General features: G+C 64.5%; 18 protein-coding genes. 14 read left to right on the top strand and 4 right to left on the bottom strand.

Features of this window, described 5'->3' with window-relative positions; all coding sequences use genetic code 11:
• The first annotated feature begins 354 nt into the window (after positions 1-354).
• Positions 355-567 carry a DUF1127 domain-containing protein gene (locus tag KJP29_RS10155; protein ID WP_218463448.1) on the top strand — a complete coding sequence of 71 codons (213 nt, stop codon included), beginning with the start codon at positions 355-357 and terminating at the stop codon, positions 565-567.
• 700 nt (positions 568-1,267) lie between these two features.
• Here the strand turns inward: KJP29_RS10155 and KJP29_RS10150 are convergent.
• Both KJP29_RS10150 and KJP29_RS10145 read right to left on the bottom strand, forming a co-directional pair.
• Positions 1,268-3,664 carry an ATP-dependent helicase gene (locus KJP29_RS10150; protein ID WP_218463447.1) on the bottom strand — a complete coding sequence of 799 codons (2,397 nt, stop codon included), beginning with the start codon at positions 3,662-3,664 and terminating at the stop codon, positions 1,268-1,270.
• Positions 3,665-3,735: 71 nt separating this feature from the next.
• Entirely contained in the window at positions 3,736-4,119 is a 384-nt protein-coding gene (locus KJP29_RS10145) for an acyl-CoA thioesterase (RefSeq protein WP_218463446.1), read from the bottom strand.
• A gap of 150 nt (positions 4,120-4,269) precedes the next feature.
• Here KJP29_RS10145 and KJP29_RS10140 point away from each other — a divergent pair, with 150 nt between their 5' ends.
• Together KJP29_RS10140 and KJP29_RS10135 are read left to right on the top strand one after the other, a co-directional pair.
• The gene (locus tag KJP29_RS10140) at positions 4,270-5,655 is read left to right on the top strand and encodes an aspartate aminotransferase family protein (RefSeq protein ID WP_218463445.1); all 1,386 of its coding nucleotides are present in this window, start codon (positions 4,270-4,272) and stop codon (positions 5,653-5,655) included.
• A 216-nt stretch (positions 5,656-5,871) separates the two neighbouring features.
• On the top strand, positions 5,872-6,159 hold the full coding sequence (locus KJP29_RS10135) for a hypothetical protein (protein ID WP_218463444.1): 288 nt from the start codon (positions 5,872-5,874) through the stop codon (positions 6,157-6,159).
• Positions 6,160-6,178: 19 nt separating this feature from the next.
• Here KJP29_RS10135 and KJP29_RS10130 read toward each other — a convergent pair whose 3' ends face one another.
• Both KJP29_RS10130 and KJP29_RS10125 read right to left on the bottom strand, forming a co-directional pair.
• On the bottom strand, positions 6,179-7,246 hold the full coding sequence (locus KJP29_RS10130; protein WP_218463443.1) for an AbrB family transcriptional regulator: 1,068 nt from the start codon (positions 7,244-7,246) through the stop codon (positions 6,179-6,181).
• An 88-nt stretch (positions 7,247-7,334) separates the two neighbouring features.
• Positions 7,335-8,030 (bottom strand): ImuA family protein, encoded by a 696-nt coding sequence (locus KJP29_RS10125; RefSeq protein WP_255553543.1) that lies wholly within the window; start codon positions 8,028-8,030, stop codon positions 7,335-7,337.
• A gap of 112 nt (positions 8,031-8,142) precedes the next feature.
• Between KJP29_RS10125 and KJP29_RS10120 the strand changes: the two genes are divergently transcribed.
• The 11 genes from KJP29_RS10120 (at position 8,143) to ptsP (ending at position 19,921) form a co-directional block, all read left to right on the top strand.
• A complete protein-coding gene (locus KJP29_RS10120; RefSeq protein ID WP_218463442.1) occupies positions 8,143-9,186 on the top strand; it encodes an aldo/keto reductase in 1,044 nt (347 codons plus the stop codon).
• 110 nt (positions 9,187-9,296) lie between these two features.
• Positions 9,297-9,812 (top strand): lipocalin family protein, encoded by a 516-nt coding sequence (locus tag KJP29_RS10115; RefSeq protein WP_218463441.1) that lies wholly within the window; start codon positions 9,297-9,299, stop codon positions 9,810-9,812.
• A 48-nt stretch (positions 9,813-9,860) separates the two neighbouring features.
• Positions 9,861-10,310, top strand: coding sequence for a lipocalin (locus KJP29_RS10110; protein WP_218463440.1), 450 nt, complete (start codon positions 9,861-9,863; stop codon positions 10,308-10,310).
• Between the two features lie 5 nt (positions 10,311-10,315).
• Positions 10,316-11,212 (top strand): DMT family transporter, encoded by an 897-nt coding sequence (locus KJP29_RS10105; RefSeq protein ID WP_218463439.1) that lies wholly within the window; start codon positions 10,316-10,318, stop codon positions 11,210-11,212.
• Positions 11,213-11,312: 100 nt separating this feature from the next.
• Positions 11,313-12,470 carry a serine hydrolase gene (locus KJP29_RS10100; RefSeq protein ID WP_218463438.1) on the top strand — a complete coding sequence of 386 codons (1,158 nt, stop codon included), beginning with the start codon at positions 11,313-11,315 and terminating at the stop codon, positions 12,468-12,470.
• 57 nt (positions 12,471-12,527) lie between these two features.
• Positions 12,528-14,246: a methionine--tRNA ligase gene (metG, locus tag KJP29_RS10095; protein WP_218463437.1), complete on the top strand. Its 1,719-nt coding sequence runs from the start codon at positions 12,528-12,530 to the stop codon at positions 14,244-14,246.
• 77 nt (positions 14,247-14,323) lie between these two features.
• Positions 14,324-14,782: an NUDIX hydrolase gene (locus KJP29_RS10090; protein ID WP_218463436.1), complete on the top strand. Its 459-nt coding sequence runs from the start codon at positions 14,324-14,326 to the stop codon at positions 14,780-14,782.
• 82 nt (positions 14,783-14,864) lie between these two features.
• Complete coding sequence (locus tag KJP29_RS10085) at positions 14,865-15,269, top strand: DUF1178 family protein (RefSeq protein WP_218463435.1); 405 nt, start codon at positions 14,865-14,867, stop codon at positions 15,267-15,269.
• A 62-nt stretch (positions 15,270-15,331) separates the two neighbouring features.
• Positions 15,332-16,156: a glycosyltransferase gene (locus KJP29_RS10080; protein ID WP_218463434.1), complete on the top strand. Its 825-nt coding sequence runs from the start codon at positions 15,332-15,334 to the stop codon at positions 16,154-16,156.
• 112 nt (positions 16,157-16,268) lie between these two features.
• On the top strand, positions 16,269-17,504 hold the full coding sequence (locus KJP29_RS10075; RefSeq protein WP_218463433.1) for an aspartate kinase: 1,236 nt from the start codon (positions 16,269-16,271) through the stop codon (positions 17,502-17,504).
• Positions 17,505-17,710: 206 nt separating this feature from the next.
• Complete coding sequence (gene ptsP, locus KJP29_RS10070; RefSeq protein ID WP_255553542.1) at positions 17,711-19,921, top strand: phosphoenolpyruvate--protein phosphotransferase; 2,211 nt, start codon at positions 17,711-17,713, stop codon at positions 19,919-19,921.
• Positions 19,922-19,956: the final 35 nt, after the last annotated feature.

The raw sequence follows: 19,956 nt of genomic DNA, 5'->3' as shown, positions 1-19,956 counted from the left end.
CAAACACCTGCGGCCTATTTTTTTCGCTCGCCGAATTATTTTGGCCGTTCTCGCCCCGTTCTGTGACCTAAATGACGCGGTTTCGCTTACCTTCGGTCAACTTTTTCGGGTCGATTTTCTGCCTCTCGGGGGGCGAAATACGGACTATCCGGCTGAAAAGAATGGCAATTAATTAGGTCAGCATGCGTTATGCAATTGCTGCATGGCGGCGTTGAGCAAAGGTCGGATTGTGCAGGTGCAGCATAACCGCCAAATTCACCTCAACCGAAGCGGGGAACGACCCCGCGCCGTAAGCGCCAGGAACGGCGCGATCCCGGGCCCGAACGGGCCCAAGCTGAAGAAAGAGACGAGCACATGGCATACGCAACTGATATCCGCACCGCTGGCACCTTCTCCGACCGCGTGTCGGCCGTGTTCAAGGCAATCTCCGAGGCCCGCGCACAGCGCAAGGTTTTCAACCGCACCGTCGCTGAACTGCGCGCCCTCGACAACCGCGATCTCGCCGACCTCGGCATCTCGCGCGCCGAAATCCCGTTCATCGCCCGCGAAGCGGCCTACGGGAAATAACAGTTTTCGGGGAACCTCTCCTCCTCCCTGAGGTTTCCCGATGGCCCTGACAGCGTCTCCTCCTCCCTGACGCCTAGGGGCCCCCAATTTCGAAACGCCTCTTCCTCCTCCCTGAGGCGTTTCGATGGCCCCGACGGCGTCATCCTCCTCCCGACGCCAGGGGCCCACAGTTTCGGTCCGCTTCTCCTCCTCCCTGAGGCGGGCCGATGACCCGGACAGCGTCTCCTCCTCCCTGACGCGCACCGGGTCCCCAATTTCGGAGCGTCTCTCCTCCTCCCTGAGACGTTTCGATGGCCCCGATGGCGTCTTCCTCCTCCCTGACGCCGAGGGGCCCACAATTCGGGCGCTTCTTCCTCCTCCCTGAAGCGTCCGAGACCTGAGAGCGACCCTCCTTCCTCCTCCCTGGAGGGTTGCGATCTCAGGCCAGAGATCGGAAGCCTCACCTCCTCCCGAGGCGACCGTGGCCCGTAGCCCCTCCTCCTCCCTGGGGCCAAGGGCGAACATACCGGGGAAACCCGGACATATGCGAAAGGTCTCTTCCTCCTCCCTGAGACCGATTGCTTGCAAGAACGGTGGCGCCTACCTCCTCCCAGGCGTCACCGTTTTTCGTTTTTCCGGGGGATCAGGGCGGCCGAATACCCCTCCTGCGCACCGAAGGCGCGGGATCAGGTTCATTCGAAAGGTTTGCTGGCGTGCCGTTCTAGAACGGCACATCGTCATCCGCGACGTCACCGCCCGCGCGTTCAGCGGCCACCACGAATTTCGCGACGATCTTCTTCGACCCGGCATGTTCGAACTCGATGTCGAGCTTGTCGCCCTCGATGCCCATCACGTAGCCATAGCCGAACTTCTGGTGAAAGATGCGGTCGCCTTGCGTGAAGGACGACACCGCCGTAGCGTTGATCGTCAGACCCCGCGCCTCGTTCGGGCTGGCCATGGAGCGTTCGGGCTGCCGGCTCTGCATCCTGCGCCAGCCGGGCGAATTGTAGGCATCTGCCCGCGCCGCGCGTTCTTCGAGCGACGACATCCCGCCGCCAAAGCTGCCCGCGGCCCCGTAGCCACCGCCGTAAAGACCGGGCGGCGTGAGCACGTCCACGTGCGCCTCGGGCAATTCGTCGATGAACCGCGAGGGAAGCTGGCTTTGCCACTGGCCATAGACCCGGCGGTTCGCGGCAAAAGAGATCGTGCAGATCTCCTCGGCCCGCGTGATGCCGACATAGGCAAGGCGGCGTTCTTCCTCGAGCCCCTTGAGCCCGCTTTCATCCATCGAGCGTTGCGAGGGGAAAAGCCCGTCCTCCCACCCCGGCAGGAACACGACGGGATATTCGAGGCCCTTGGCGGCGTGAAGCGTCATGATGGTGACCTTCTCTTCCTCCTCGCCGCTCTCGTTGTCCATGATAAGCGCGACATGTTCGAGAAAGCCCTGCAGGTTCTCGAATTCCTCCAGCGCCTTAACCAGTTCCTTGAGGTTTTCCAGCCGACCGGGCGCCTCGGGCGTTTTGTCGTTCTGCCAATGCTCGCTGTAGCCAGATTCCTCGAGGATCATCTCGGCCAGTTCGACGTGGGTATCGGCCTCGTCCCGGATCTGGGCGTGCCAGCGGTAGATACCTTGGACAAGGTCGGTCAGGCCCTTGCCCCCCTTCCCCTTGATCTCGCCCTGCTCGATGCATTTCGCGGCACCGTCCACCAGCGGCACGTTGTGCGCCCGCGCCATGCGCTGGATCGTCTGGATCGCCTTGTCGCCCAAGCCCCGGCGCGGCGTGTTCACGATCCGCTCGAACGCCAGATCGTCGTCGGGCGACACCGCGAGCCGGAAATAGGCCATGGCATCGCGGATTTCCATCCGCTCGTAAAAACGCGGGCCACCGATGACGCGGTAAGGCAGACCGATGGTCAGGAACCGATCCTCGAAGGCGCGCATCTGGTGGGAAGCGCGCACGAGGATGGCCATGTCATCGAGTGACTTCGGCTCCATTCCCCGCGTGCCGACCTGCATCGCCTCGATCTCTTCCCCGATCCAGCGGGCCTCTTCCTCGCCGTCCCAGTGTCCGATGAGGCGGACCTTCTCTCCGTCGCCCTCTTCGGTGAACAGCTCCTTGCCCAGCCGGTCGGCATTGCCCCGGATCACGCCGTTGGCGGCCTCGAGGATATGATGCGTCGAGCGGTAGTTCTGTTCGAGCCGGACGACCTTGGCCCCCGGAAAGTCCTTCTCGAACCGCAGGATGTTGCCCACCTCGGCGCCGCGCCAGCCATAGATCGACTGGTCGTCGTCGCCCACCACGCAGATGTTCTTGTGCGCGCCTGCAAGGAGCCGAAGCCAGAGATACTGCGCGACGTTGGTGTCCTGGTATTCGTCCACGAGGATGAACCGAAACCACGTCTGATACTGTCGCAGGATGTCGTCGTGTTCGCAAAAGATCGTGACCATGTGGAGGAGCAGGTCACCGAAATCGCAGGCATTGAGCGTCTTCAGCCGCGCCTGATAGGCGGCATAAAGCTCAGGCCCCCGGTCGTTGAAGGCGTTCGCTTCCGAGGCAGGCAGGTTTTCGGGCGTCCAGGCCCGGTTCTTCCAAGTGTCGATGATGCCGGCAAGCATTCGGGCGGGCCAGCGTTTCTCATCGATATTCTCGGCGAGAATGAGCTGCTTCATCAGCCGCACCTGATCGTCGGTGTCGAGGATGGTGAAGTTTGTCTTGAGACCGACGAGTTCGGCATGACGGCGCAGGAGCTTCACGCAGATCGCGTGGAAGGTGCCGAGCCACGGCATCCCCTCGGCGGGCTGACCCAGCAGAGCGCCGACCCGGTTCTTCATCTCCCGCGCGGCCTTGTTGGTGAAGGTCACGGCGAGAATTTCGTTGGGCCGCGCGGTCCCGGTGGTCAAGAGATGCGCGATCCGGGCGGTGAGCGCCTTGGTCTTCCCCGTTCCCGCACCCGCAAGCATGAGAACCGGCCCGTCCAGCGCCTCGACCGCATCGCGCTGCGCCGAGTTGAGCCCGTCGAGATAGGGCGTGGCCTGCGCCGCGCGCGCCCCGGCCATGGCGCGGGCGGCCAGTCCTTGGGGCGCGTAGAAGGAGTCGGGATCGTCGAAGCTGCTCATGGCGGGCAAGATAGACCCTGCCGCCTGCGATGGAAAGGTGTTCAGGGAATGTTCCGGGCCGCCCGAGGGGCTCAGCCTTGGTCAACCGGCCGCTTCTTGCCCTCCCCGTCGAGCGCCACGAAGGTAAACACGCCCTCGGTCACCTTTTCCGTGGCCCGCGCAGACCCGCGCACCACCCAGGCGTCGAGGCGCACCGCGACCGAGGTGGTCCCGACCCGCTCCACGTCGCCGTAGATGCACAGGATATCGCCGATCTTCACAGGACGGATGAACTTCATCGCCTCGATCGCGATCGTGGCCACCCTGCCCTGCGCGCGTTCCGCCGCGACGATGCCCGCCGCGATGTCCATCTGGCTCAGAACCCAGCCGCCGAAGATGTCGCCCGCGCCGTTCACATCGGCGGGCATGGCCACCGTGCGTAGCACCGCATGGCCTTCCGGAAGTATTTCTTGCATCGGCTCGCTCCTTCGATTGGCGCAGACCCTAGCAAGTTTCCCCCCCGCGACAAGGCGAACACGCATCCCCATGGACAGGGCGTGTCAGTCGCGTTAGCGTTTTTTGATCAAATGGCAAAACCGCCCCCAAGAAAAGCTCTGGAGACGACGATGGACGGCTATACGGACAACGATATTTCGCATGTGGTAGAGGCCGACCGCGCCCATGTCTGGCATCATCTCGTGCAGCACAAACCCTTCGAGACCGGCGAGCCGCGCATCATCGTGGAGGGTAAGGGCATCCGCGTCTGGGACCAGAAGGGCCGCGAATTCATCGACGCGGTGTCAGGCGCAGTCTGGACCGTGAACGTGGGCTACGGGCGGACGAGCATCGCGGATGCCGTGCGCGAGCAGCTGGTCAAGATGAACTACTTCGCCGGGGCGGCGGGCACCGTGCCCGGCGCGATCTTCGCCGAGAAACTGATCGAGAAGATGCCGGGACTTACCCGCGTCTACTATTGCAATTCCGGGTCCGAGGCGAACGAGAAGGCCTTCAAGATGATCCGCCAGATCGCCCACAAGCGCTATGGTGGCAAGAAGACCAAGATCCTTTACCGCGACCGCGACTACCACGGCGGCACCATCGGCACGATGTCGGCGGGCGGTCAGGACGAGCGCGCGATGCAATACGGCCCCCTCGCCCCCGACTTCATCCGGGTGCCCCATTGCATGGAATACCGGGCGCAATGGGAGGGGCTGACGTCGGAAGAATACGGCCGACGCGCCGCCGACGCCATCGAAGAGGTCATTCTCGCCGAAGGCCCTGACACCGTGGGCGGCCTCTGCCTGGAGCCGATCACGGCAGGCGGCGGCGTGATCACGCCTCCTCCGGGCTACTGGGACCGGGTGCAGGAGATCTGCCGGACATACGACGTGCTGCTCCACATCGACGAGGTCGTCTGCGGCATGGGCCGGACCGGCAAATGGTTCGGCTACCAGCACTACGGTATCGAACCGGACTTCGTGACCATGGCCAAGGGCGTGGCCTCCGGCTACGCCGCCATCGCCTGTTGCGTCACCACCGAACGCGTCTTCGACATGTTCAAGGACGACGCGACCGATCCCCTCAACCACTTCCGCGACATCTCGACCTTCGGGGGCTGCACCGGCGGCCCGGCGGCGGCGCTTGAAAACATGCGGATCATCGAGGACGAAGGCCTCTTGGAGAATGCCGCGAAAATGGGCGAGCGGCTGACCGCGAACCTCAAGGCACTTGAAGAGCGCCACAAGGTCATCGGCGACGTGCGCGGCATCGGCCTCTTCCAGGGGCTGGAACTGGTGCTCGACCGAGACAGCAAGGAACCCATCGCCGAAAGCCAGATTGCCGCCGTGGTCGCGGGCTGCGCCGAGCGGGGCGTCATCATCGGCGCCTCGAACCGGTCGGTACCGGGGCTGAACAACGTGCTCTGTTTCTCGCCCGCCCTGATCGCCACCGCCGCCGATATCGACGCGATCACCGATGCCGTGGATGGCGCGCTCACCCAGGTCTTCGGCTGATCTTCACTGCTTCATAAATACTTTGGGGGCCGGGGGGTGAACCCCCCCGCCGCCGCGACCCGGCGAAGCCGGGGCGCGGCTCCCTCAGCACAGGCGGCCCATGGCCGCCTGTTCTTTTTCCCAAAGCGGTTCACGAAAATGTTCTCGCCACACGGGAACAAATGTTCTATTGATGTTCTTACATGATCATGATGTTTTCTCACGGGAGACCACAACATGTATGAAGCGACCCCTTTGCTGCCGACCGACAAGCAACTCACCTATGCCCGCGCCATCGCGCGCAAACTCGACGTCGCCATTCCGCGCGGCAGCCTCGAGACGCGGCAGGCACTGTCGTCCTGGATCGACCGCAACAGGACCCGACCCAGCGTGACCGGATCTGCGGCGACCTCCCGTCAGGTAGCCTTCGCCGAGAGGCTCTCACGCCTCAAGCGCCGCGCGATCCCCGACGAATGTTTCCGTGATGCCGTGATGATGAGCCGCTGGATCGAGTCGAACAAGTAGGCGGTCTCCCCCTCCCGTCTCAGTCGGCGGACAACCAGCCCAGCTTGCGCACCGCCACGAGTTCCAGAACCGTCGCGATGATGCGGATCAGGTGATGCATGGTCACGAAGGCGGGGCTCATGGCCAGAGACAGGGCGACAAGGCTCATCTCGGTCACGCCGCCGGGGGCGAAGCTGATGATCATGGTCTCGACCGACAGACCCGTCAGCCAGTGCACGACACAGGCAAAGCCGACGCCGAGCGCCAGCATCATCAAGACCGAGGAGATGGACAGACCGAGGCCGGCCAGCAGCATGCGCCGGGTAATGCCGCGAAACCGCAAGCCCAGCCCGACCCCCAGCACCACCTGCGCCGAGGCGATGAGCCAAGGGGGCAGCGTCAGGTCGAGCCAGCCGAAGCCGCTGGCCACGCCCACGATGGCGAGAGGTCCGACAAGCTGCCCCGCCGGGATGCGTAGTGCTTCGCCGACCATGACCCCGATCACCGCGAGCCCACAGGCGAGAATGACGTCCCAGACATCCGCGACCGCCCCGTTGCCGCCCAGACCCGCCGCCGATCCGACAGGCGCGCCCTCGTAGATCGAAATGCCGATCGGCAGGATCGACACCACGACGATGATGCGCAGGAACTGCATGAGGGTGAGGATCCTGACATCGGCGCCGGCCTCTTCCCCGAAGGTGATCGACTCGATCAAGCCGCCGGGCGAGCCCGAGTAAAAGGCCGTGGGCCGGTCGTAGCCGCCCCGCCGGAAGATCAGGTAGTTTCCACCGTGGGCCAACACCACGAAGAGCAGCACCATGGGGATAGACACCGCCATGGAGGGGATCATGGCCAGCACGTCGGGATGCACCTGCGCGCCGATCATCACGCCGATGACGCCGACGAAAAGCTGGCGGAACCTGATCGGAAAAGCGTAACCTGCCGGGAAATGCTGCTGAAAGGCCATGGTGAGGGCCGCCGAGACGATCAGGCTCGCCAACATATAGGGCAAGGGCACGGGGGTCTGGCTCAGGAGCCATCCGCAAAGAGCACCGATGGCCAGGAGCAAGGCCGAGAAGCCGATATGGAGCGGGCGGGGAAACACCATGGCTCGTCTATAGGCCGATCCATGGCGGGCGCAAGCGGGGGGCCTGTGGTCTTTTTCGTTCAATCGGTATGTGTCGCAGGCCCCTGCGTCATGACGCGACCGGCGCAGATGCGACGCCCCCCTGCGGGTCGGGAGAGGCCGCAAGCACAGCCCCCTCCGCACGCATCGCCACCGGCCAGCTCTGCGGCGGCAGCTTGCGGTCACGCTCGCGGGTCAAGGTCCAGCCCAGAAGCGACAGGTCGTCTGCCTGACCCTCTGCGTCCCCCGCCTCCTCTGCATCCCGGTGGGCCGCGGCCATGCGCCAGCGGCTCTCTGCCCCCGGGCTGATCCCTTCGGGGGTGAGCAGCAGACCCAGCCCCCTGCCGCCGGCCTCGGCCTCTCCCGGAGGAAGGCCCGCCTCGCAGGCCAGTTGCATCCGGCGCATGGGGGTCAACCCGACCGGCCCCGGCAACTCCCCCACGACAAGCGGCACCGCGCCTGAACGCAACGCCTCTTCCAGGGTCCAGAGCACGTCGGGCACGCGCGGCGCATCGACAAAGATCAGCCGGCCGGGGTCCACGAAGCGGGCCAGTCCGCCCCCATGAAGCCGCCCGTGATCCCAGGCCGGCCGCACCCAGAGGATCGGGCCCGTCATCGCCTGCGCCACCATGAGCGCGGCGGTCCAGCGGGCGGGCCCGCAGAGTTCATGCACCCGTCCGAACGACAGCGCGAGCCCGCCCAGAAACCCCTGACCGGGATCGGGCCGATGCGGACGGCGCATGAAGATGGCGGGGTGGTGATGCATGGAGAGGGCCTAGCATGTTCCCTTTATGTTCTCAATGTTTCAGATGGACCCGCTTGCATTTCCTCGCGTCCGCGACGATGGTCCCCCCCAGACCGGAACCGGGGACAAATCCATGAAAATGAACCAATTGGCCGGCGGCACGCTGGTCGTGAGCGAACTCTGCCTGGGATCGATGACCTGGGGCCGCCGCAACACCGAAGCCGAAGGCCACGCCCAGATCGACCACGCGTTCTCCCATGGCGTCACCTTCGTCGACACAGCGGAAATGTATCCCGTGAACCCCGTCGCCCGCGAAACCGTCGGCCGCACGGAAGAGATCATCGGCACATGGAACGCGGCCAACAAGGCGCGGCGCGCCGACTATGTGCTGGCCACGAAGGTCACCGGACCATCCGGAAACGTGCGCGCCGAAGGGTATGACGGCACGATCATCCGCCAGACCATCGAGGACAGCCTGCGCCGGCTCCAGACCGACTATGTGGATCTCTACCAGCTCCACTTCCCGGATCGCGGCTCCTACCACTTCCGGCAGATCTGGGGCTACGACCCGTCGAACCAGTCGAAAGCAAAGACCGAAACCCATATGCTTGACGTGCTGGAGACGATGTCGGACCTCGTGGCTGCCGGCAAGGTGCGCCACTTCGGCCTGTCCAACGAAACCGCCTGGGGCACCGCGACCTGGCTGCGCCTCGCCCGCGAAATGGGCGCGCCGGAGGTGGTGTCGATCCAGAACGAATACTCGCTCCTGTGCCGCAGCTTTGACGGCGACCTCGCGGAACTGAGCGCGAACGAGGACGTGAAGCTCCTCGCCTATTCGCCGCTGGCGACCGGCCTTCTGACAGGAAAATACGAAGGCGGCAGCACCATCCCCGAAAACAGCCGCATGGCGGTGAACGAAACGATGGGGGGCCGGGTGAACCCCAGGATGTGGGCGGCGACCGAGGCCTATCTCGACATCGCCCGGCGCCATGACCTCGACCCCGTCGTGCTCGCACTGGCCTTCGCCAGTTCGCGGCCCTTCATGGGATCGGTGATCTTCGGGGCCTCCGAGATGGACCAGCTCGACCGGGCGCTCGCCGCACAGGACGTGGTTCTGTCGGAGGAGGTTCAGGCCGAGATCAACAGCGTCCATCGCGCCCATCCGATGCCCTTCTGACGGCACGAGGGTCGGGTCGCGGTCGCAGGCGTTGGCGGCGAGGGGATTTCAAACCAGAGCACGGTCCGGCGCGTATGACGCCCGAATGAAGCGTCTCAAAGAGGATTATCATGCGCTTTCCCTTCTTCGCAGCCGTCGCCGCCGCCGTCTCCTTCGCCCTTCCCGCCGGTGCGGACAGTTACCGCGATACCTCGGTGCCGATCGGGGCTGTCCCGGTCGATCTGGACCGTTATCTCGGCAAATGGCACGAGGTCGCCCGCTATCCGAACTGGTTTGAACGCAACTGCGCCTCGCCAACCGCGACCTACAGCCGAAATGACGACGGGACGGTGAAGGTCCTCAACGCCTGCGCCGGCGGGCGCAGCCGCGAGGCCTTGGCAACCCCAACCGGGCCCGGCAAGCTCGAGGTCGATTTTTTCCAGGGCCTGCCCGGTATCGCGAAGGGGCAATACTGGGTGCTCTATGTCGATCCCGACTACTCGCTGGCCGTCGTGGGCGAGCCCTCGGGCCGTTATGGCTGGATCCTGTCGCGCACGCCCGGCATCCGTCAGAGCGAATTGGACCGAGCAACGACCGCGCTCGAGAAGAATGGTTACGACACGGCGGAGCTGGTCATCGTTCCCTGAGCACCAAGGCCTCTGGCGGGCGCAGGTCGAAGGCCCTAGAAGGATCGCATGAAGCGGCTTTTCATCCTGGCGTTTGCGCTCGTCCTCGCCTCCTGCGCGTCGAAGCCTGCGGGCTATCGCGATGCCTCGGTCCCCATGCAGGCGGTCGTCGGGTTTCAGCCTGAGCTTGCCGCGCGCCTGTGGGACGAGGTCGCCGCCATCGGGCGACAGCCGGGCGGCCAGTGGCTGATGGTTCTCTCGGGTGGGGCGGTTCTCAATGTCACCGCACCGGGGATCACCGGGCAGATGTCGCCGATGGGGCCCGGGCGGCTGTCACTGAATGGTCGTGAAGTCCGGGTCCTCTGGGTCGACACGGCCTATCGCACGCTCGTCCTCGCTGCCGTCGACGGGACCTTTGCGACGGTCCTCAACGATGGCCCCGACCTGCCCGCCGACCGGGCGCAGGTGGTGCGCGAAATCCTTGACTGGAACGGGTTCGACCTGAACCAGCTTCGGTGACGCCATTGATCGAACCCTGGGTGGCCGTCGCCTTGGTTGCGGCGTTGGTGCAGACGCTGCGCTTCGCCCTCCAGAAATCCCTGCGCGGAAGCGGGCTGTCTTCGGGCGGGGCGACGTTCTCGCGGTTTCTTTTCGGAGCGCCGCTCGCGCTCGTCACCTCGGGGGTGGCGCTGGTCGCGGAGGGGCATGGCGTCACCGGCTTCACGCCGACATTCTGGGGCTGGGTGGTGGCCGGTGGGCTGGCGCAGATCGCGGCGACCATGGCGACCGTGTCGCTTTTTGCCGAACGGAATTTCGCGGTCGGCGTGGCCTTCACCAAGACCGAAACCGTCCTCGTCGCGCTTTTCTCGCTGGTCCTTCTGGGCGAAAGGATTTCGTTCCATGGGTTCATTGCGATCCTGATCGGCGTTGTGGGCGTCGTGCTTCTGTCGTGGAAAGCGGGCGCAGGACGGCTCGCACTTTTCAACCGGGCCTCAGGGCTCGGGCTTGTAGCGGGCGGGCTCTTCGCGGTCGCGGCGATCAGCTATCGCGGCGCCACGATTGAGATTGCCTCGGACAGCGCCTTTCTGCGGGCGGCGGTGACCCTGGCCGCCGTGACGAGTTTCCAGACCCTCGCCATGTCGGTCTACCTGCGGCTGGCAGAGCCGGGCGAGATCGGCCGCGTCTTTTCCCGCTGGCGCACGACCGTACTCGTCGGCGTGACAGGTATGCTTGGCAGCCTCGGCTGGTTCGTGGCCTTCGCGCTCCAGAACGCCGCCTATGTCCGCGCGCTCGGACAGGCGGAACTCGTCTTCTCGCTCTTCGTGTCGTGGTTCATCTTCAAGGACCGCTCGAACGCGCGCGAAGTCGTCGGCATGGCGCTGCTGCTCCTGTCCATTCTGGCGCTCGTCCTCTGGGTCTGATCCGGCGGGACATTTTCCCCGGTTTCGAACCTTTGCCGTCCCATTCTGGCCCCGATGCGCCCCTACGCCCGTGACGTGGTTCGCAACAGGGGAACGGCACATGCGCATTCTTCGTCTGGTTTTTCTGCTCACCGTCCTCGGCCTCATGGGGGCGATAGGGGCGTCGATGGACTGGCGGTCGGTCGTGGTGGCGCTGGAGGACAAGGGCATCACCGTGCCTGAGGCGGTCCAGGCAGCCTTCCAGCAAGCAGAACCGGCTGCGGGCACGGCATCTGCGGCGCCCGGCCCCACCGCCTCTCCTGCAGAAGCGCCGGACCTTCCCGAGGCTCCCGCAGAGCTGGACCGGGTCGCCCTGACCCGCGCGCTTACGGACTGGACCCGGGACAACGGGATCGAGGGGTTCACCTTCGCCATGGCGCAGAACGGGACCCTGCTGGTGGACACGGGCCTCGGAAACCAGTCAGCAGGAAGCCCGCAGCTGGTCGCCTCCCTGTCCAAGGCGATCACGGCGATCTGCACGAACGAGGTGCTCGCCGCTCATGGATACGGCTGGACCACGACCATCGGCCAACTCCTCCCGGCCTTCGACGCCATGCGCATCCTGCCGCAGGCCAAGGCGCAGGTGCTGACCTTGGGCCAGATCGTGACCCATACGGGCGGATTGAAACCCGACCTCACACAGGGCGACATGGCGAAACCCACCCACGGCGGGCTGGGCATGCACGGGCGATACGCATGGAAGGCGCTCAAGGACGTGGCGATCACCGGCATGCCGGGCGAGTTCTTCTATTCCAACACCAACTTCGCCGTGCTCGGCACGGTGATCGAGGGGCTGGAAGGCCGGCCTTACGAGGACGTCTGCCGCGAGCGTGTGCTGGTGCCGGCGGGCGTGACGACCGCACGCACCAGCGGGCGGCTCGGGTCGATGTCCTCCTATGCCGGGTGGGAAATTTCTGCCGCCGACTACGTCCGGTTCTATGACCACTGGTTCGCGGCGGGTCGGCCTTGGGTCGCGAACCCGGCGGCCTTTCCGCATGTCGCCAATAGCTACGCGCTTGGTGTCTACCTGTCCGGCGAAGGTGCCAATGCCGACGTCGACCACAACGGCCGGCTCTGCATGGACAATGGCCGCTTTGGTGTGGGGGCAATGGCGCACAAGCTGCCGGACGGCTGGACATGGGCAGCCACATGGGAGCAGTGCATCGACCCCAAGCACTACGAAGCTTTGGACGCCATGATTGCAGGGCTGTTGAAGTAACTGGCAGAGCCGGACCGCTTGCGATACATGGGGCGCGAAACGGCCCAAGGAAGAGACATGTCGCGCGTCCTGATCACCTCTGCGATCCCCTACATCAACGGCATCAAGCATCTGGGAAACCTCGTCGGCTCCCAACTGCCCGCCGATCTTTACGCCCGTTACAACCGGGCACGGGGCAACGAGGTCATGTTCATCTGCGCGACGGACGAACACGGCACGCCCGCCGAACTCGCCGCCAAGAAGGCGGGCAAGCCGGTCGCGGAATACTGTGCCGAGATGCACGCGGTTCAGGCCGAAATCGCGAAAGGCTTCCGGCTGTCCTTCGATCACTTCGGGCGCTCCTCGTCCCAGCGCAACCACAGACTCACCCAGCATTTCGCGGGCAAGCTCGCTGACAACGGCTTCATCGAAGAGGTCAGCGAAAAGCAGGTCTACTCGAATGCCGACGGGCGCTTCCTGCCCGACCGCTATATCGAGGGCACGTGCCCCAACTGCGGCTACGACAAGGCGCGTGGCGACCAGTGCGAGAACTGCACGAAACAACTCGACCCCACCGACCTGATCGACCCGCGCTCCGCCATCTCCGGCTCAACCGACCTAGAGGTGCGCGAGACCAAGCACCTCTACCTCAAGCAGTCCGCGATGAAGGATCAACTCGACGCGTGGATCGGCACCAAGGCCGACTGGCCGGTGCTGACCACGTCGATCGCCAAGAAATGGCTGCATGACGGCGACGGGCTGCAGGACCGGGGGATCACCCGCGATCTGGACTGGGGCATCCCGGTCAAGAAGGGCGATCAGGACTGGCCTGGGATGGAAGGCAAGGTCTTCTACGTCTGGTTCGACGCGCCCATCGAATACATCGCAGGCACGGCGGAATGGGCCGATGCCAACGGAAAGTCTGATTCCGACTGGGAACGCTGGTGGCGCACCGACAAGGGTGCCGATGACGTGCGTTACGTGCAGTTCATGGGCAAGGACAACGTGCCCTTCCACACGCTCGGTTTCCCCGCGACGATCATGGGATCGGGCGAGCCGTGGAAGCTCGTCGATTATATCAAGTCGTTCAACTACCTGAATTACGACGGCGGCCAGTTCTCGACTTCGCAGGGCCGGGGCGTGTTCATGGATCAGGCGCTGTCGATCCTGCCCGCCGACTACTGGCGCTGGTGGCTTCTGTCCCATGCGCCCGAGAATTCCGACGCGGAATTCACCTGGGAGAACTTCCAGGCGAGCGTGAACACCGACCTTGCCAACGTGCTGGGCAACTTCGTCTCGCGCGTGACCAAGTTCTGCGCCTCCAAGATCGGACCGGAGGTGCCGACGGGCGGCGACTACGGTGACGCAGAGAAAGCGCTCATTGCGGACCTCGCCAAGCGCATCCGCTCCTACGAGGCGCAGATGGACGCGATGGAGGTGCGCAAGGCCGCGACCGAATTGCGCGCGATCTGGGCCGTGGGCAACGAGTACCTTCAGGCCGCCGCGCCCTGGTCGGTGTTCAAGACCGATCCCGTGCAGGCCGGCGCGATCATCCGGCTGATGCTGAACCTCATCCGCGTCTATGCGGTGATCTCCGCGCCCTTCATCCCCGACGCCGCCGCCGCCATGCTCGCCGCGCTGAAAACCGAGGACGACAGCTGGCCCGATGACGTGGAAGGCGCGCTCGACGTCCTGAAACCCGGCCACGGATTCGACGTGCCCGATGTTCTCTTCGCCAAAATCTCGGACGAAGAGCGCGAGGACTGGCAGAAAAAATTCGCAGGTGCGCGGACTTAGCGATCCCGACCGAATATTCGATTGCCTGAGGTCCCCCACGCGCTAACATGACGCGAGAGGGAAAGAGCAGGCCCCGCATGTCGGCACATCAGCTACCATTCAGACTGCGCAACGTCGGCAAACGCGACGTTCGCTCGCAGTTCGGCGCCCTGCCCTTTCGCATCCGCGAGGGCAAGGTGCAGGTCCTCTTGATCTCATCGCGCGGCACCGGGCGCTGGATCATTCCCAAGGGCTGGCCGATGAACAAGTCGACGCCCGCCGAGGCCGCCGCCATCGAAGCCTACGAAGAGGCGGGTGTCACCGGACGGGTGCACAACGGGGTCATCGGGTTCTACACCTATTCCAAACGCGAACAGGGCCGGCGGATGCCGGTCGTCGTCGCGGTGTTTCCCCTGCTCGTGCAGCGCGAGCTCATGAACTGGCCGGAACGCGGACAGCGAAAGCGCAAGTGGGTCAGTCGCAAGAAGGCCGCCAAGCTCGTCGATGAACCCGAGCTCAAGGACATCCTGCGCGCCTTCACGCCCGAGGGTTTGTGATCACAGTCCATCTTGCACAGCCTTGGGAAGTCGTTACATATTTGCAGACTTTCGACACAACGGCTCGAGCACCGCAGAAACCATGATCCGCTACAGCCTCAAATGCGACCGGGGACACGACTTCGAAAGCTGGTTCCAATCCGGCACGGCTTTCGACGGTCTCGTGGGTTCGGGTCATGTCAGTTGCCCTGACTGCGGGTCGACGGCCATTACGAAATCGCTGATGGCCCCGCGCGTGACCACGTCGGAGGCGGTCGACAAGCTTTCCGAGAAGGAAAAGGCGCTGGCGAAGCTCCGTGCCAAGGTCGAGGCCGAAAGTGATTACGTGGGCCTGTCCTTCGCCAAGGAAGCCCGCGCGATGCACGAAGGCGACGCGCCGGAGCGGTCGATCTATGGCGAGGCCTCGGCCAAGGACGCCATCGCGCTTCTGGAAGACGGCATTCCCGTCGCCCCCCTGCCCTTTCTGCCCACGCGCAAGACGAACTGAGTTTTCCGGCAAGCGGCGCAAATGCCAGTAGCGCGGGCCGCTGGCTTTGCTAGACTCGCGCCATGCAAATCGTTTTCGAGACCCGCTTTTCGTTCTTCGGCCAGTCCGGTTGGAAATCCCAAGCGGCAGCGGACCCGGGGCTTCTGTTCGACGAAACCCGGCTGGGCAAGCGGCTTCGCTACTTCGAAGAGATCACGCTGACCTCGCTCGCGAGCCAGACGGACCCGGACTTCCAGCACCTCATCCTGTCCTCGACGCTGATGCCGGAGCCGTGGAAGATCCGGCTTCGGGACCTCTGTTTCGACATGCTCGGGGAACGGCGTGTCGGCCTCCTGTTCCGACCGGAGGGGAGCGCCGGGCACATCATCCGCGACGTGGTGGCCAAGACCTTCGCGGGCCACAGCGTCGCGCAGGTGGTGCTCGATGATGACGACGCGGTCAGTTGTGACTTCGTGGCCGCCCTGCGCCGCTACGCCGATTTCGTGACCGACGATCCGGTCAACCCGAAGCCCTATACCTTCGTGTCATTCCCGCGCGGCTATACGCTCGGGATCGAGGACGGCAAGCTCTCGTGGTTGTCACAGCGCTTCGTGCCCTACACGAACCTCGGCCTCGCCCTCGTGGCTCCCGCGGACACGCATCGCAATCCGTTCCTGACCAGCCACAAGAAGATCGGGCAACGGCATCCCTCGCTCATGGTCACGCCGCTCCGGCCCTTCTACTTAAGGGCCGTTCACGAACACAACGACTCCCGCGCACATAAATCAGACGAAGTCCTGAACGACGCGCAGATCGCCGGCGCCTTCGACTATTTCCCCTGGCTGAAGGCCCACTTCCCCAAGGCGACGGCGACGGTGGCCACCGCGAAGAAAACCGCCACCGGCTGAGAGCGTCCGGGCATCCATCTGCCCCGCCCGGCCCACGCGCTAACCCCTTGTGCATTCCCGCGCCGCGCACTATCAGGCGCGGGATCGAAAAACACCACGGGGACAGGCGCGAATGCCGCTTCTGGTCATGAAATTCGGCGGAACCTCCGTCGCCACACTGGACCGCATCGCGCGGGCCTCCAAACGCGTCGCGCGGGAGGTTGCGAACGGTTATGACGTGATCGTCGTGGTCAGCGCAATGGCCGGCAAGACCAACGAGCTCGTCGGCTGGGTCGAGGAAACCGCGCCGCTCTATGACGCGCGCGAATACGACGCCGTCGTCGCCTCGGGCGAGATCGTGACTGCGGGCCTCATGGCGCTGCGGCTTCAGGAAATGGAGATCCCGGCCCGCTCCTGGCAAGGCTGGCAGGTGCCAGTGAAAACCACCTCGGCACATAGCTCGGCCCGGATCGAGGATATCGGCACCGAGGCGATCAACCAGAAATTCAAGGAAGGCTTCAAGGTCGCCGTCGTGGCGGGCTTCCAGGGCATCAGCCCCGAGGGCCGGGTCACGACGCTCGGCCGGGGCGGGTCTGACACCACCGCCGTCGCCTTCGCTGCCGCCTTCGGTGCCGAACGCTGCGACATCTATACGGATGTGGATGGTGTCTACACCACCGACCCCCGGATCGAGGACAAGGCGCGCAAGCTCGACAGGATCGCCTTCGAGGAAATGCTCGAACTGGCCTCGCTCGGCGCGAAAGTGCTCCAGACCCGCTCGGTCGAACTTGCCATGCGGTTCAAGGTGAAACTGCGGGTGCTGTCGTCTTTCGAGGAATATGACCCCAATGCAGGCACGCTGGTCTGCGACGAGGAGGAAATCGTGGAACAGAATGCCGTCTCCGGCGTGGCCTACAGCCGCGATGAAGCGAAAATGACCCTGATCTCGGTGGCCGACCGCCCCGGCATCGCCTCTGCCATCTTCACGCCCTTGTCGGACGCGGGCGTGAACGTGGACATGATCGTGCAGAACATCTCGGAAGAGGGCCGCACGGACATGACCTTCTCCTGCCCCACCAATCAGGTGAAGCGCGCCGAGGAAGCCCTGTCGAAAGCCAAGGAAAACGGCGCGATCAACTACCGCGAAATCGTGTCGGACACCGATGTGGCCAAGGTCTCCGTCGTGGGCATCGGGATGCGCAGCCACGCCGGCATCGCCGCCAAGATGTTCAGCGTGATGGCGCGCGAAGGCATCAACATCAAGGTCATCACCACCTCCGAGATCAAGATCTCGGTGCTCATCGACCGGAAATACATGGAGCTTGCCGTGCAGTCGCTGCACGACGCGTTCGAGTTGGACAAGGCCTGAGCCGAAACCGGCCCGCCCATTCCTGCGCCGTTCGACGCCCGCGCCCGCACAGGCCGCGGGCGTTTTTCTTCTTACGTCCGAAATACATTCGAAAAGTTCTTTCGCCGGGCGGCACCGATGTGGTTTATCATGACCTTCGTTGACGGGGAGGTCATGTGAACAGGCAAACGTCGCCAGAAGGCGAGCCGACGGAGAGCAGGAAGCTCTTGGGAAGGCTACGTGACGCGCTCGCCGAGGATTCGGCGGGTCAGGAACGGCTTGACCGCGTGACCCATATCATCGCCTCGTCGATGGGGACCGAGGTCTGTTCGATCTATCTCTTCCGCGATTCCGATACGCTCGAGCTTTGCGCCACCGAAGGCCTGAAGCCCGAATCCGTGCACCAGACGCGAATGCGCATCGGCGAGGGCCTCGTCGGACGGGTCGCGCGCACCAAGCGCTATGTGAACACGCCGGATGCGCCGGCCGAGAAAGGCTTCCGCTACATGCCGGAAACCGGGGAAGAGGTCTATTCCTCGTTCCTCGGCGTCCCGATCCAGCGGCTTGGCGAAACGCTGGGCGTGCTTGTCGTTCAATCCAAACGCGCCCGCGCCTATTCCGACGACGAAGTCTACGGGATGGAAGTCGTGGCCATGGTGCTGGCCGAGATGACCGAACTCGGCGCCTTTGTCGGTGAAGGCGCGGCCCTCGCCGCCCTGCACCAGCGTCCGGCGCTCTTCCGGGGCGGCTCGGGACAGGAGGGCATCGCCGAAGGGCGGGTCTGGCTCCACGAGCCGCGCGTGGTCGTCACCAACCCCATCGCCGACGACCCCCATGAAGAAGCCCGCAAGCTTCGTGCCGCCATCGACCATCTCAGGGTCTCGGTCGACGAATTGATCGCCACAAGCGTGAACGCGGACAAGGATCAGGTGCAGGTCCTCGAAGCCTATCGCATGTTCGCCAACTCCAAGGGCTGGCGGCGGCGGATGGAGGAAGACATCTATCGCGGACTGTCGGCGGCGGCGGCGGTCGAAAAGGAGCAGTCGAACGCCCGCTCGCGCATGGCACAGGTGCCAGACGCTTACCTGCGAGAACGTCTGCACGACCTCGACGACCTGTCGAATCGGCTTCTGCGCATCCTCACGGGTCAGGGCGGCGAAACCGGCGCCGAGATGCCCGAAGACCCGATCCTCATCGCCAAGAACATCGGCCCTGCCGAGCTTCTGGAATACGGGCGCAACCTCAAGGGCATCGTGCTGGAAGAAGGCTCGGTCGCGAGCCATGCCGCCGTCGTCGCACGCGCTCTGGCCATCCCGCTGGTCGTCAACGCGGGCCGGATCACCGCCGAGGCGCTGAACGGCGACCCGATCATCGTGGACGGCGATCAGGGCGTCGTGCACCTGCGGCCCGAAGAAAGCGTCAAGGGCGCCTTCCGCGACAAGATGGCGATGCAGGCCGAGCAACAGAAACGCTATGTTGATCTGCGCGACAAACCGGCGGTGAGCGAGGACGGCCAGACCGTCAGGCTCTATATGAACGCGGGTCTCATGGCGGACCTTCCCTCGCTCGAAAGCTCCGGTGCCGAGGGCGTGGGGCTTTTCCGAACGGAACTGCAATTCCTCGTGCGCGCGAACGTTCCCAAACGGGGCGAACTGGCCGCACTCTATGCCCGCGTTCTGGATGCCGCCGGCGGCAAGCGCGTGATCTTCCGCACGCTCGACATCGGGTCGGACAAGGTCCTGCCCTACATGAAGCCGACCGAAGAGCCGAACCCGGCTCTGGGATGGCGGGCCATTCGCGTGGGTCTGGACAAACCCGGCGTGATGCGGATGCAGTTGCAGGCGATGATCCGCGCCGCCGCAGGGCGGGACCTGTCGATCATGTTCCCTTTCGTCGCGCAGTTCGACGAGTTCCTGGAAGCCCGCGAGCTTTTCTACCGCGAGATGGACCGCGAACAGCGGATGGGGCACCAGATGCCCAGCTCGTTCTCCGTCGGTGCGATGCTGGAGACGCCGTCTCTCGCCTTCGCGCCCCGCCAGTTCTTCGAAGAGGCCGACTTCATTTCGATCGGCGGCAACGATCTCAAGCAGTTCTTCTTCGCGGCTGACCGCGAAAACGAACGGGTGCGCCGGCGCTATGACACTCTCAATACCTCGTTTCTCAACATGATCGACATGATCGTGCGCCGCTGCGACGAGGCCGAAACGCCGCTGTCCTTCTGCGGCGAGGATGCCGGGCGCCCGGTGGAGGCCGTCTGTTTCGCGGCTCTCGGCATGCGGCAGCTGTCGATGCGGCCAGCCAGCGTGGGTCCGGTCAAGCACCTGATACGTCGGACGGATCTGGGCGAGTTGCGCGAGGTCATGGATCAAGCGCGAACCTCGGGCCTGCAAAGCGTGCGCGAGCCTGTGATGGATTACCTGTTCCGCCGGGACACCTGACCTGACCGCGTAAACCTTATCTTAGCCCTAGCGCT

Source organism: Maritimibacter sp. DP1N21-5 (assembly GCF_019218295.1).
Classification (GTDB): Bacteria; Pseudomonadota; Alphaproteobacteria; order Rhodobacterales; family Rhodobacteraceae; genus Maritimibacter.
Note: the sequence above shows the minus strand (reverse complement) of the source record. Positions and strands in the feature narration are given on the sequence as shown.